The sequence below is a fragment of the uncultured Jannaschia sp. genome (assembly GCF_947494055.1).
Lineage (GTDB): Bacteria > Pseudomonadota > Alphaproteobacteria > Rhodobacterales > Rhodobacteraceae > Jannaschia.
In genome coordinates, this window is sequence record NZ_CANLTR010000003.1 from 277,724 (window position 1) to 290,303 (window position 12,580).

A 12,580-nucleotide genomic window follows, 5' to 3' on the forward strand; every position below is an offset into this window, starting at 1 on the left:
AAGACCATGAAACGCATCCTATTCCTCGCCGCCCTTCTGGGCGCCCCCGCGCATGCGCATGACTACGCGACCGGCGCGCTCGCCATTGCGCATCCCTATGCCATCGAGACCGTGGCTAACGCGCCCGTCGGCGGCGGCTACATGACGATCTCCAACACCGGTCCGACCGACGACCGGCTCATCGCGGTCGAGGTCGCGCCCGACCTGGCCGGCCTCGTGCAGCTGCACGAGATGTCGATGGATAACGGGGTGATGCGAATGGGTCCGCTGGAGGGTGGCGTCCCGCTCCCGGCGGGCGAGACGGTCACGCTGGAGCCCGGCGGGCGGCACGTCATGTTCATGCAGCTCGGCACGGGGCTCGCGGCGGGAACCGAGATCCCCGCCACCCTGATCTTCGAGAAGGCCGGGCCGGTGGACGTCGTCTTCAAGGTCGAGCCACGCGGCGGCGAGGACGGCCATTCCGGGCATTAGGTCGTCCGGGCCGGCCTGTCGCCGGCCCGCATCCGTCAGGCGCCGACGCCGATCGGGCAGGTGACGCCGGTGCCGCCGATGCCGCAATAGCCCGCCGGGTTCTTGGACAGGTATTGCTGGTGGTAGTCCTCGGCGGGGTAGAAGGCCGGGGCGTCGACGATCTCGGTGGTGATCTCGCCGTAGCCGGCGCCCTTCAGGCGCGGCTGGAAGGCCTCGCGGCTGACCTCGGCGGCGGCCTTCTGCTCGGGCGTGTAGGTGTAGATGCCGGAGCGGTATTGCGTGCCCATGTCGTTGCCCTGGCGCATGCCCTGGGTCGGGTTGTGGCCTTCCCAAAAGGTCCGCAGCAGGTCCTCGTAGGCGATCTTCTCGGGGTCATAGATCACGCGGACGATCTCGTTGTGCCCGGTCCGGCCGGAGCAGACCTCCTCGTAGGTCGCGTTCGGCGTATAGCCGCCGGCATAGCCCACGAGGGTCATGTGCACGCCGGGCAGCTTCCAGAACATGCGTTCCACGCCCCAGAAACAGCCCATGCCGAACATCGCTTCCTCCATGCCCGCGGGCACGTCGTTCGAGAGAGGCGTGCCGTAGACGTGGTGCGTTCCGGTCAACGGGATCGGGGTGTCGCGGCCGGGCAGGGCGTCGTCCTTCGACACCATTTCGGACTTCTTGCGCAGCAGGTTGAACATCGTGTCTCTCCTTGTTGCAGATGAATATAGTCGTCGGACAGCCGCCTTACAGGGGTCGGCCGGGGACACGGCGGCCGACCCGGCGTTCAAATCGTCGTGCCCATGGGGGCGCCCGGGGCCGCCCAACTGGAGGCCGGACATCGCGCCGTCGACCTAGCTCGCGAGCACGTTGCGGAACTGCCAGGGGTCGCTTTCGTCGATATCCTCGGGAAAGTGCTGCCAGCGGTCCTGCAGGGGCGTCCAGTCGGTGTAATGTGCCTCGACGGGGCCGAGATAGGGCGTCTGGATCTCGAGGCAGCGGGCATGATCCATCTCGTCGGTCTCGACGATGCCGGCATCCGGGTTCTCGAGCGCCCAGACCATGCCGGCGAGGACGGCGGAGGTGACCTGGAGCCCGGTCGCGTTCTGGTCGGGGGCGAGGCGCTTCGTCTCCTCGTTCGACAGGCGCGAGCCGTACCAGAGCGCGTTCTTCGCGTGACCGAACAGGAGGACGCCGAGCTCGTCCACGCCCTCCACGATCTCGTCCTCGGTCAGGATGTGGTGATCGGCCTGCGTGACGCCGGCGCCGAACATCTCGTGCAGCGACAGGACCGCGTCGTCGCAGGGATGGTAGGCGTAGTGGCAGGTCGGGCGGAACTCCGGGCCCGGACCGTCGCCCACCGTGTAGTAGTCGGCGATCGAGATCGCCTCGTTGTGGGTGACGAGGTAGCCGAATTGCGGCCCCGGCGTCGGGCACCAGGTGTGGACGCGGGTGATCGCGCCGGGCCGATTCAGCCAGATCGCCGATTGGCAGCCGGAGCCGTGCCGTCGGGCGTTCTCCGGGAACCAGGTCTCGTGCGTGCCCCAGCCGAGCTCGGCGGGCTGGAACCCCTCGGCGATGAAGCCCTCGACCGACCAGGTGTTGACGAACACGTCGCGGGGGCGGGGCTTGTGGCGCGCCTGCGTGTCGCGCTCGGCGATGTGGACGCCCTTGACGCCGAGCGACTGCATGCGCCGCGCCCAGCCTTCGCGCGTCGCGGGAGTGGTCGCGTCCGCGCCGGTATCCTCGGCCAGGCGCAGGAGCGCGGCCTTGACGAACCACGACACCATGCCGGGATTGGCGCCGCAGCAGGACACGGCGGTGGTCCCGCCCGGGTTCGCCGCCTTCTCGTCGCGGACGGCCTGGCGCAGGGCGTAGTTCGTGCGGGCGGCGTTGTCGTCGGTGTCGAAGTAGAAGCCGGCCCAGGGTTCGACCACGGTGTCGATATAGGGCACGCCCTGCTCGCGGCAGAAGCGCATGAGGTCGAGCGAGGACGTGTCGACCGAAAGATTGACGCAGAAGCCGCGGCCGGGGGTCAGCAGCTCTCCCAGCACCTCGCGGTAGTTGTCGGGCGTCAGTGCCACCTGCCGGTGGGCGATGCCGCGGTCGTCGAGATGGGCGGAGGCGCGGTCGGAGGGGTCGATCACGGTGAGCTGCGCCGGATCGTAGTCGAAATGTCGCTCGATGAGCGGCAACGTGCCGCGACCGATCGAGCCGAACCCGATCATGACGATGGCGCCGTCGATTTGGGCGTGAATGGGGTGGGTCATCGGCGGGTCCTTTCCGTTCGGGCGCGTTCTAGTAGCGCGGGCGGCCCGTCTCCAGTACCCTCCGGTTCAAATCGGGGGTGGATCGTCACGTCGGGATGTCGTTCCGCCGGGCGCCGCGCGCGCCTGGGGATCGACGGGGGATGCCGGCGGTCACCCCCGCGGCATCGGATCGACCGCATACGATCGCGGTGGCGGCGGGTGTCGGCAGATCGAGGGAGCAGGATGGGCAAGCCGGTCGAAGATCGAGTCCCGCAGGAGGACGGGACGCATGCGTCCGGCCTGCCCTACGATCCCGAGCAATGGGAGCGGCGGCTCGAGCGGGCGCGGGCCGAGCGCGCCGAGGTGCTTCGCCGCCGGCGGGACGGGGAGGTTGCGGCCACCGACGCGGCGCCGGAGGCCGCCGTGGCCGCGAGTTCCGCGACCGGGGCGCGTATCCTCCGGGCTCCGGCGGAAGGGCGCGCGCCGCAGGCCGCGCCGCCGCCAATCGTCGATCCGGCCGACCGGCCGATCCGTCCGCCCGAGACGCGATGGAAGCTCCTCGCATTCACATGCCTCGGCGTGTCGCTCCTGTGCATCGGCATCGCGATCGGCGCGACGATGGCGGGCCGGTGGCGACCCCTCGCGGAGGATGCCGGGGCGCCCGCGACGATCACGGTCGAAGCCGGTCCGATGCCGTCGGCCGCCGCCGCGCCGGAGATCGACAGGCCGGCCGAGGCAACACGGCCCGCACCGGCCGTCGCGGACGCTTTGACGGACTCCGATGTGGCACAACGCGGCGATCCGGACCTTCGGGAGCTTGCCGGGGATCCGGCGCCACCCGCAACGGAGTCGTCGGAGACCGAGACAGTGGAGCCGCCCGTGCCGGTTTCGGATCCCGCACGGACCGAAGCTCCGAGGGTCGAGATCGTGCCGTCGTCGGAGGCGGATTTGGCCGACCCGACGGCTTCGCCCGCCGATGCGAAGGCCGACACCGACACGGCCGAGGACGTCCTCGGTACGAACGACGCTCCCACGGAGGACACGTCCGTGTTGCCCGCGGCGCTGACGAGCGGCGTCGATCTCGTCGTCCACGCGCCGCGGAGCGTGAACGCGGCAGCGCGCGAGGCGCTGTCGGAGGCGCTCCGCTCGGCCGACTTCGCGGTGAACGCGCCGCTCACCGTCAACCTGACGATCAGCGAGACGCATCTGCGGTACTATCATGCGGCGGACGAGGCGGCGGCCACCGCGATCGCGTCCGTCCTGGGCGTCCCGGCGCGCGACTTCACTTCGTTCCGGCCCTCCCCGCGCGACGGTCTCGTGGAGGTCTGGATGGCCGGGCACGGGACAACGCGCCGGGAGAGCCCGCGAGAGGCCGGACCGGGGGATCTACCCGCCTTGATCTCGCGCATCCGGAACGCGATTCAGCGGAACCGGCCGTAGCTAGAGGCCGTCGCGAAATCTGTGATCATGGCGATCTGTATCGTGAGCCAGCACTTGGCCGAGGCGATTTCGAGCCGCGTGCCACATTTGCCCGGACAGTAAGAAATCCGTGACGGCCATGAAGCCTGCCCGGGGGCATCCACAATCACATTGGACGCGCTGCGCTGGCTGATGGGAGGGTAGCCCCCGAAGCGCCGCAACGCTGCCGAACAGTGTGACGGCGAGCCAGACCTTATTCATGACCCCGTCTTCTTCGCATGGCGGGCCATGTCGAGAGCATCGAACTGGGCACATATGACGGCGAGGAACCGCGAGAGGTTCGACAGCCAGTGCATCCAGCGCGGGTTCGCTTTCGTCGCTTCGAGCCGCCTGGGAAGGCGACGCGGCAATTCCGAAGCTGTTGCGCCTAAATACGAAAAGGCCGCCCCGGCGGGACGACCTCTCGATCCTAGCGGGATGCGCCGATCAGTTCTGCGCGTAGTATTCGATGACGAGATTCGGTTCCATCACCACCGCGTAGGGCACGTCGGACAGGCCGGGCGTGCGCACGAAGGACGCAGTCATCTTGGAATGGTCGGCCTCGAGGTAATCCGGCACGTCACGCTCGGCCATGCCGACGGATTCGAGCACGATGGCGAGCTGCTTGGACTTGTCCCGGACGGCGATCACGTCGCCTTCCTTGACGCGGTAGGAGGGGATGTTCACCCGCTGGCCGTTCACGGTGACGTGGCCGTGGTTCACGAACTGGCGCGCGGCGAAAACGGTCGGCACGAACTTGGCACGGTAGACCACGGTGTCGAGCCGGCGTTCCAGCAGACCGATGAGCAACTCGCCGGTATCACCGCGCTGACGCTCGGCCTCGGCGTAGATGCGGCGGAACTGCTTCTCGGTCAGGTCGCCGTAATGACCTTTCAGCTTCTGCTTGGCGCGCAGCTGCAGGCCGAAATCGGACAACTTGCCCTTGCGTCGCTGGCCGTGCTGGCCGGGGCCGTATTCGCGGCGGTTGACCGGGCTCTTCGCGCGGCCCCAGATGTTCTCGCCCATGCGGCGGTCGAGCTTGTACTTGGCAGAGGTGCGTTTGGTCACCGTCTGATCTCCTTCGTTTGGGCCCCTAGCGGGGCATGAAGGGCGTTGTCCTCTGACGCGCAGGCACGTCTGACAGGCATCCCCTCGCGGGGGCCACCAACACCAATGGAAGCCGCCCCCTAGGCGGAGTCCTGGACAGTGTCAACCGGACCCCCGGTCGATCGAGCGTGCCAACGGGCGGACAAGCTACTGCCGTCCGCCCGTGCCTGTGAAAAGAGGATGCGCCCGCACTTACCCCCGCGCGCCAAGACATCCCTGCCTCAGGGTTACCGTTTGTTATTCTTCGTATTTCCGGCCACTGCCCGACCGCTGATCGTTCATAACCCATGGTAGAATCGCGCGTCAAACATTGATTCGGACCCGGATCGGATATTATCCAATGCGACCGGCTGTCGCGGCAACCCTATGAGCGCTTCCGTACGAAAACCGTTGAATTCGAGGACGTCGAGGGCAGCCTGCCAACGGTCTTCCGCGACGTCAGTGCCACGGTCGAGAATGCGCGCGATTCCGCCGTCGGGGCTGGCCACGATGGCGGTACGGTTATCGGCGTCGATCCAGAGTATCAACAGCGCGGTTCCGTCCGACAGGGCCAGCCGACCGGGTCCGGCGAGTGTCGCGCCGCGGCTTCGGCGCCCTTCGGCGCAGAGTTCTTCCATCAAAAGGCCCGCGGCAGTGACGGTCACATCCAGCACGGGGCAGGGGGCCGCATCCGACAGATGCGCGATCTCGTACCAGCGACCGGCGAAACCGGCGGGGTCGAAGTCCGCCTTGGACGCGATGGTAACACCCGGGTCGCGGAACGTCGCCGTCGGCGCGGCTGGCGCGCAGGCAACGAGAAGTCCGAGGAGGAGCAGGCCGCGCATGTCTCAGCGCGGCATCGGGATCTCGACCATCGGCAGGCCGGCGAGGATGGCGCGGGCGCCGCTGCCCATCAGTTCGGTCAGCGCCCGGTCGCGCGAGCGCAGCCCGCCGGTATAGGTTCCGTAGGCGGGAAGGATCAGCCGCCGGTCGTCGCGCAGGAAGCAGGGGCGGGAAATCGCGCGGCCCCGGACCGAGAGGGAGGCCTTCGGATGGTAGTGCCCTGAGACCTCGAACGTCCCGTCGTCGGTCGCGATGTGCCGGAAGGTCATTGGCCCGCAGGTCACTCCCTCCGCGGCGTGTCCGCCGAGCCCCGTCGGCGCGGGATCGTGATTGCCGGTCACCCAGGTCCAGTCGCGCCCCGCGACGAGGCGTTCGAGCCAGTCGCGGAAAGCGGGGGCCAGGCCCTCGACCGCGGCCATGTCGTCGAAGCTGTCGCCGAGCGAGATCACGGCGGCGGGGTCGGTCTCGTGGATGTCGGCCTCGAGCCGGGTCAGCGTGTCCACCACTTCGTAGGGCGGCAGGAGCGCGCCACCGCGGCGCGCGATCCGCTCGGACTTGCCCAGATGCAGGTCGCTGACGACGAGGAGGTGCGCAGCCGGCCAGTGCAGCGCGCCCGAGGGCCGCGCGATCAGCCTTTCGCCGGCGAAGGTGAAGGTATGGCCGTTCCCCATGCGTTCGGGTGAATCACGGGGGCGGGGCGAACGCAAGAGGGCGGAGGCTCAGTCGGGCTCCAGCCCCGCCTCCGCGAGCAGCTTCGCCGCCTCCTCCTCGATCAGACGGGACTCGGCGCGGCCCTTGATCGGGACGATGCCGCGCTCGAGGAAGAGGGGCGCGGCGAGGGGGGTGACCCGCTCGAGGTCGATCTGGTCGATGCGGTCGCCCACCGTCTCGAGCAGGAGTTCCACCCGGCCGAAGTCGATATGGCCGCGCATCGCCTCCTCCTCGGTGATCTTCAGCATCAGGTGTTCGGGATCGTAACGGTGGAGCGTGTCGTAGAGGATGTCGGAGGAGAAGGTCGCCTGCTTGCCGGAGGACCGCTTGCCCGGGAAGTTGCGGTCGATCAGCCCGGCGACGATGGCGGCGTTGCGGAAGGTGCGCTTCATCACCGCGTTGCCGCGGAGCCAGGATTCGAGTGCGTCCCGCACCCCCTCGTGATGCATGAAGCGGGCGACATCGGGGACCGGCTTCAGCCCGGAGATGAGGGCCGCGTAGTCCGAGCAGACGAAGGAGAGCGGTTCCAGCCCCGCCTCCTCCATCCCCTTGGTGATGAGGAGCGCGAGCGTCTGGTGCGCGTTGCGCCCCGCGAATCCATAGAGGCAGACATGGTTGCGGCCGTCGCGCGGGAAGGTCTCGATCAGCAGACGGCCGGGCTCCGGCATGCGGGAGTACCGTCGCTGCAGGTCGAGCCAGTCGCGGGTGTGGCCGGGGAAGGCCGCGTAGTCGCCTGCATGCAGAATACGCTGGATGCGCTCGGCGAGCTGCACCGAGGTCGTCCACTTGTAACCGATATAGGTGGCGATCCGCGGCTCCTTCTCGGGGCGGGGGGAGACCTCGACCGTCATCTCGCGCATGTTCTCGAAGCGCACGACCTGCCCGCCCATCAGGAATGTGTCGCCGGCGGAGAGCGTGTTGGCGAACCCCTCCTCGATCTCGCCCAACGGCATGCCGCCCCGGCCCTTCATGCGGACCTTCAGGTTGTCGGTGTCGATGATGGTGCCGATGTTCATGCGGATCTGGCGCGCGGCGCGCGGGTCGCGCAGGCCCCACAGGCCGGGCGCGCGTTCCTTGAGCCGCTGGTAGCGGTCGTAGGCGCGCAACGCGTAGCCACCGGTGGCGACGAACTCGAGGCATTCGTCGAAGGCGGCGCGGGTGAGCGTGGCGAAGGGCCCGACGGAGCGCACTTCCGCGAAGAGCGTGTCGTCCTCGAAATCGCCGGCGCAGGCGACGATGGCGATATGCTGGCAGAGCACGTCGCGTGGCCCGTCGAGCCGCAGGTCGCCGTCGAGGTCGCCCTCGCGCACCGCCTCCAGCGCGGCCACGCATTCCACGACCTCGAACCGGTTCGCGGGAACGAGGCGGGCCTTCGACGGCGCGTTGTAGCGGTGGTTGGCGCGGCCGATCCTCTGGACGAGGTTCTTGACCTTCTTCGGCGCGCCGATCTGGATCACGAGGTCGACGTCGCCCCAGTCGATCCCCAGATCGAGGCTGCCCGTCGCGACGATGGCCTTGAGCTCGCCCTTGACCATCGCCGCCTCCACCCGCTGCCGTGCCTCCTTGGAGAGGGCGCCGTGATGGATGCCGATGGGCAGGTCGTCCTCGTTGGCGAGCCAGAGGTTGTGGAAGAAGATCTCCGCCTGCGCGCGGGTGTTGTGAAAGACGAGCGTGGTGTTGTGGCGCTTGATCTCGCGCAGCACGTCCGGGATGGCGTAGCGCCCGCCCGAACCGGCCCAGGGCGGTGCGTCGGTCGTCGGCAGGATGTCGATGTCCGGGGCCGGACCGGGATCGGCGTCGACGATCGGGCAGGGATCGGGATGGCGCGCGAGGTAGTGCGCGATCACGCCCGGGTCGTCCACGGTGGCCGACAGGCCGACACGCCGCAATCCGGGGGCGATCGTCTGCAGCCGCGACAATGCGAGCATGAGCTGATCGCCACGCTTGTTCTCCGCGAGCGCGTGGATCTCGTCGACGACGATGCGCTTCAGCCCGGCGAAGGTGCGGTGCGCGTCCGGATAGCTGATCATCAGCGCGAGCGATTCCGGGGTCGTCAGCAGGATATGCGGCGGGTCGGCGCGCTGGCGCTTGCGGACGGTCTGCGAGGTGTCGCCGGTCCGGTCCTCGACCCGGATCGGCAGGCCGGCCTCCTCGATGGGGGTGCGCAGGTTGCGCTTGATGTCGTTGGCGAGCGCCTTGAGCGGGCTCACGTAGAGCGTGTGCAGCCCCTCGTGGCCGCCCTCCGCGAGTTCCGCCAGCGTCGGCAGGAACCCGGCCAGCGTCTTGCCGCCGCCCGTGGGCGCGATGAGCAGGAGCGAGGGGGCGGCGGCGCGCGCCAGCATCTCCCGCTGGTGCGGATGCAGGACCCAGTGGCGGCGCGCGAAGAAGTCGGCGAGCGGGGCTGGCAGGTCCGGGGGGGCGGGTGCGTCCATCCGGTCTAGCCTAGCGCTGCCGCCGGGCGGGGGAAGCCCTCAGCGGCGGGCGCGTTCGGCGCGGTAGAACTCCGCGAGGCGCGCGGCGGTGAGCGCGTCGGGGCCGCCGGTCCCGGCGATGCGTTCCTGCGCCCGGATCTCCTCGGCGAGCTCGTCCGTCTCCATCGCGGCGGCGCCGGCGGCGATGACATGGTGCAGATCGGCCGGGTCGCAGCCCGTCGTCGCGCAGGCGTCCGCAAGCGCCATGTCGAGCGTGGCGCCGGCGGCCACGGAAGCGACCTGCGCGAGGCTGTCGGCGGCCATCGTCTCGACGGTCGCGGCCTTGGCCTGCAAGCCGCCCCACACGCCGAGCCCGGCCACGAGCGACGCGATCAGCAGCAGGGCATAAAGGACGAGGCGCCGGAAGAGGCCGGGGTCGTTCGCATCGTGCCTGATCATCGCGCGCTCCTTCCCGCTCTTGTTGGCGTAGGGCAGGATCGACACCGAATCGGGCTGAAAGAGGGCGAAGTGCGGCAGGTCGGTCACGGCCGCGCCGATTTCCGTGCTCATGTGCCATCCACCGGTTCAGACGCGCCTCGAGAAACGCGTTCGGGTTCGCAGGATCGGCCGCCGACGTCCGATATCGTGCCGGGAATGCCTTTCGGGACAGCCAAGCCGGGCCGGTGCGCGGGAAGGGCGGATTTGCGAGGCGGGATCATCGGACGGCGCTCCGGCGGGACGCCTTCCTGGTTGGCATCGGAAGGTTTCGATTCCCTGAAGGCTCAGCCCGCCGCCGCCAGACCGAGATAGGCGAGTTGCGTCGCGGCGAGCGTGACGCCCATCGGAAAGTCCTTGGGTTCAGACCAGCTTGTCCAGTGCGGCGTGCGGCTACGGATCGCTGGAAAGCGACGGGCGAGTCGATGCAGGGCGAAGGTGACGAGCAGCAGCGCGGCGAAGAGGAACAGGAGTTCCGCGAGATCGGGCCGCGCCACGAAGGGTGCGATCGCGGCCGCGAACTTGGCGTCGCCCGCTCCGACGGCACGCAGGGTCGAGAGTAGGAAGCCGGCGATCAGGACCACGACCACATGCACGTATCGCCAGAAGTATTCGCTCATCGGCAGCAGGAAGGGCCCCGCCACGACGAAGATCGCGAAGAGCGCCAGAACCGCCTCGTTGCGGATCCTCATCGCGTTCAGATCCGTGTAGGCGACCCAGAGGCAGATCGGCAGCGAGAGCAGGCCGAAAACCGCACCTTGCAGCGGCGTGGTCGCGAGAGAGGTCAGCAGCCCGTTCATCGGCTCAGGCATCCAGCGGCCGGGGTGGAAGGGTTGCGGCGGAATGGCGGGGATACGCGGCGGTCGCATCGACGAGCGGCCCTGGCCCGGCTCGGGTTTCGCTTCGCCGGATCGCCGGGGACGCTGTATTGTGCGCAAACTGTGCTATCTCTTCCTGCGCCATCGGCAGGATCGGCAAATCGTGGTCTTGCCATACGCTCCGGGTCCGGTTGAACGCGCTTGGGCGGCCCATCGCGCCTGTCCGATCAATGTCGCGCGTAGGACGAATGCTTTCTGACACGGCCTCGGCGCCATCGCTCCAGGAGGGGCATGATGCTGCCTGATGGCCTACGAGCGTTCTTCCCCCTTGGTGCCTCGTTTCTCCTAGAGGCTGATCCAACGGGGTCGGGGTGCAGGTTCCATCGCGTCCCATTGTGGCGTCAGGCGGAACGTGTCTTTCTGCGGCGATCGATGGGCGGCATGAGCAGCATTCCCGGACGAACCGCCCCTTCGAGCCTCTCTCATACCTCACCGTGCGAACGCGACGGGGACAGGCTTGCCGAGGGATCGGGAAGGGCGGTTCATCGGCCTCGGGACGAGACAACCCGATTACGCCGGACGCGACGCGACCTGCCGGTCGCTACGGCGTCAGGGGGCGCTGTCCCGTGGCCGGACCGGTTTCGGTCGCGACGACGCGCTCCTGGCTCGGGCGCGCCTCCATGCGTGCCTTGAAGTTCTCATCGAGCCCCTTCGAGATCACCCCCGTGACCGCGAGACCGAGGCCGACGAGCGCGGCGGAAAGGATCACCCAGTCGATCGTCACGCTGCCGCGCTCGGCGGTCAGGAAGGCACGGATGGCGTCGGGCATGGCTCGGGTCCCCTGTCGAAGCTGGCGTGCCGGTCCGACTCGACCGGCTCGGGACAGGGTGGCGGGGAAAGGCGGCAGGAATGCGTCGGATTTAGGAAAATGCGATGCAGTTGCGGCAGGATGGCCACAGATGGACGCGGAAACGGCGGGAAACGGAGACTCCCGGGCGCTGGAGACGATCCGGCCAACAGGGCGCCGAACCCCGGATGTCTCGCTTACTGGCGGAGGCCGGCCTCGACGTCGGGCTGCGAGGCGGCGCCGTGCCCCGCTTCCAGTTTTGGCTCGATACGCGTCGAGAACTCATCCGCGCGTGACGACACGACGCCCATCGCGGCAAGCCCCAGACCCACGAGGGCGGCGGCAAGCACAACCCAGTCGACGGTCACGGCGCCACTTTCGGCGTAGAGGAAGGTCTTGATCGATTTCATCATGGGAATGGGTCTTCGTTGCTGTTGTCCTGAACGGATTGTCGGGCGGCGCCCGGTCGATGGGACCGATCTGCCGGGCGAATGCGGCGCAATCTGGATCGGGGTCGGACGGACGGATGGCCGATGTCGCGGCTTCATCGCGAATTGTCGGGATCGTCGTGCGGCCGCGATGCAATTCAGGTCTGGAAACGGTGCAGGGGCCGCGCCTGCCAGCGCGACCCCCTGTCCCTCGGTGCCAGACCCGTGGATGCGGTGACGTTTCCCGTTCGGTTCGCCACGCCCGAAAGCGTCGCGAGGGCTGCTCGATCGCCACATGTGATGCCCGGATGATCCGGTGCTTGTTGATCCTCGGCCTCGGGGCTATCTGCCGTCGTCCCGTGCCGCGGATGAAAACAAGTCTGCCGGGCAAATGCGGCAGGATCGTGTCAAATTCGGCAAAAAATTGCGGTGACGTTCAAGAGCCGGATATCATGCGGTGTTATCAGGATTCCGCTATTAATCCGGGCATCCGGGGTGCCGCGCCGGAGGGCCTGATGTCGAACATGTCACACCGGGCTGCCTGTCTGGGTCTCGGCGACTTACGCGCGGACTTTCGTGACGTGTGAATGGAAAACCGGCAGGGGCGGGTCCCATTCCCACGCACACGGCCCCGAGCGCATCGCAACAGGCGCTAAAGCTTTTCGGCATTAACCCGAGCCGTATCCGGCAGCAGTGAAGTCGTTCCAGCACTCCTGCGGGTCGTAGAGATCACAGATCGCACCGATGGCGTCGAACATCTCTGTGAATGTCCGTGCGC

The 12,580-nt window shown here is 68.3% G+C and carries 12 protein-coding genes; 2 read left to right on the forward strand and 10 right to left on the reverse strand.

The genetic code is table 11. The annotated features are described in order from the left end of the window. Positions 1 to 6 precede the first annotated feature (6 nt). Positions 7 to 471: a copper chaperone PCu(A)C gene (locus Q1A87_RS04870; RefSeq protein ID WP_299647617.1), complete on the forward strand. Its 465-nt coding sequence runs from the start codon at positions 7 to 9 to the stop codon at positions 469 to 471. Between the two features lie 35 nt (positions 472 to 506). On the opposite strand, the gene msrA is transcribed toward Q1A87_RS04870, so the two are convergent. Then, positions 507 to 1,157 (reverse strand): peptide-methionine (S)-S-oxide reductase MsrA, encoded by a 651-nt coding sequence (gene msrA, locus Q1A87_RS04875; RefSeq protein WP_299647619.1) that lies wholly within the window; start codon positions 1,155 to 1,157, stop codon positions 507 to 509. A 153-nt stretch (positions 1,158 to 1,310) separates the two neighbouring features. Beyond that, the gene (locus Q1A87_RS04880; protein WP_299647621.1) at positions 1,311 to 2,726 is read right to left on the reverse strand and encodes a saccharopine dehydrogenase NADP-binding domain-containing protein; all 1,416 of its coding nucleotides are present in this window, start codon (positions 2,724 to 2,726) and stop codon (positions 1,311 to 1,313) included. A 222-nt stretch (positions 2,727 to 2,948) separates the two neighbouring features. Between Q1A87_RS04880 and Q1A87_RS04885 the strand changes: the two genes are divergently transcribed. Continuing rightward, a complete protein-coding gene (locus Q1A87_RS04885) occupies positions 2,949 to 4,145 on the forward strand; it encodes a hypothetical protein (protein ID WP_299647623.1) in 1,197 nt (398 codons plus the stop codon). A gap of 465 nt (positions 4,146 to 4,610) precedes the next feature. Here the strand turns inward: Q1A87_RS04885 and rpsD are convergent, their stop codons facing one another. The 8 genes from rpsD to Q1A87_RS04925 form a co-directional block, all read right to left on the reverse strand. Further along, a complete protein-coding gene (rpsD, locus tag Q1A87_RS04890) occupies positions 4,611 to 5,231 on the reverse strand; it encodes a 30S ribosomal protein S4 (RefSeq protein WP_299647625.1) in 621 nt (206 codons plus the stop codon). 317 nt (positions 5,232 to 5,548) lie between these two features. Next, positions 5,549 to 6,094 carry a hypothetical protein gene (locus Q1A87_RS04895; protein WP_299647627.1) on the reverse strand — a complete coding sequence of 182 codons (546 nt, stop codon included), beginning with the start codon at positions 6,092 to 6,094 and terminating at the stop codon, positions 5,549 to 5,551. Between the two features lie 3 nt (positions 6,095 to 6,097). Next, positions 6,098 to 6,763, reverse strand: a complete 666-nt coding sequence (gene pdeM, locus Q1A87_RS04900) for a ligase-associated DNA damage response endonuclease PdeM (protein WP_299647629.1) — start codon at positions 6,761 to 6,763, stop codon at positions 6,098 to 6,100. A gap of 48 nt (positions 6,764 to 6,811) precedes the next feature. Next, positions 6,812 to 9,235, reverse strand: a complete 2,424-nt coding sequence (locus Q1A87_RS04905) for a ligase-associated DNA damage response DEXH box helicase (protein WP_299647631.1) — start codon at positions 9,233 to 9,235, stop codon at positions 6,812 to 6,814. 39 nt (positions 9,236 to 9,274) lie between these two features. Then, entirely contained in the window at positions 9,275 to 9,784 is a 510-nt protein-coding gene (locus tag Q1A87_RS04910; protein ID WP_299647633.1) for a hypothetical protein, read from the reverse strand. A 212-nt stretch (positions 9,785 to 9,996) separates the two neighbouring features. Continuing rightward, complete coding sequence (locus Q1A87_RS04915) at positions 9,997 to 10,578, reverse strand: prepilin peptidase (RefSeq protein WP_299647635.1); 582 nt, start codon at positions 10,576 to 10,578, stop codon at positions 9,997 to 9,999. Positions 10,579 to 11,128: 550 nt separating this feature from the next. Beyond that, positions 11,129 to 11,356: a hypothetical protein gene (locus Q1A87_RS04920; protein ID WP_299647637.1), complete on the reverse strand. Its 228-nt coding sequence runs from the start codon at positions 11,354 to 11,356 to the stop codon at positions 11,129 to 11,131. 215 nt (positions 11,357 to 11,571) lie between these two features. Next, on the reverse strand, positions 11,572 to 11,787 hold the full coding sequence (locus tag Q1A87_RS04925; RefSeq protein WP_299647639.1) for a pilus assembly protein: 216 nt from the start codon (positions 11,785 to 11,787) through the stop codon (positions 11,572 to 11,574). Positions 11,788 to 12,580 lie beyond the last annotated feature (793 nt).

Excerpts from the sequence above, each read along its gene's own strand:
- Q1A87_RS04870 (WP_299647617.1), top strand. The coding sequence starts at position 7 with ATGAAACGCATCCTATTCCTCGCCGCCCTTCTGGGCGCCCCCGCGCAT.
- msrA (WP_299647619.1), bottom strand. The coding sequence starts at position 1,157 with ATGTTCAACCTGCTGCGCAAGAAGTCCGAAATGGTGTCGAAGGACGAC.
- Q1A87_RS04880 (WP_299647621.1), bottom strand. The coding sequence starts at position 2,726 with ATGACCCACCCCATTCACGCCCAAATCGACGGCGCCATCGTCATGATC.
- Q1A87_RS04885 (WP_299647623.1), top strand. The coding sequence starts at position 2,949 with ATGGGCAAGCCGGTCGAAGATCGAGTCCCGCAGGAGGACGGGACGCAT.
- Q1A87_RS04895 (WP_299647627.1), bottom strand. The coding sequence starts at position 6,094 with ATGCGCGGCCTGCTCCTCCTCGGACTTCTCGTTGCCTGCGCGCCAGCC.
- pdeM (WP_299647629.1), bottom strand. The coding sequence starts at position 6,763 with ATGGGGAACGGCCATACCTTCACCTTCGCCGGCGAAAGGCTGATCGCG.
- Q1A87_RS04905 (WP_299647631.1), bottom strand. The coding sequence starts at position 9,235 with ATGGACGCACCCGCCCCCCCGGACCTGCCAGCCCCGCTCGCCGACTTC.
- Q1A87_RS04910 (WP_299647633.1), bottom strand. The coding sequence starts at position 9,784 with ATGAGCACGGAAATCGGCGCGGCCGTGACCGACCTGCCGCACTTCGCC.
- Q1A87_RS04915 (WP_299647635.1), bottom strand. The coding sequence starts at position 10,578 with ATGCGACCGCCGCGTATCCCCGCCATTCCGCCGCAACCCTTCCACCCC.
- Q1A87_RS04920 (WP_299647637.1), bottom strand. The coding sequence starts at position 11,356 with ATGCCCGACGCCATCCGTGCCTTCCTGACCGCCGAGCGCGGCAGCGTG.
- Q1A87_RS04925 (WP_299647639.1), bottom strand. The coding sequence starts at position 11,787 with ATGATGAAATCGATCAAGACCTTCCTCTACGCCGAAAGTGGCGCCGTG.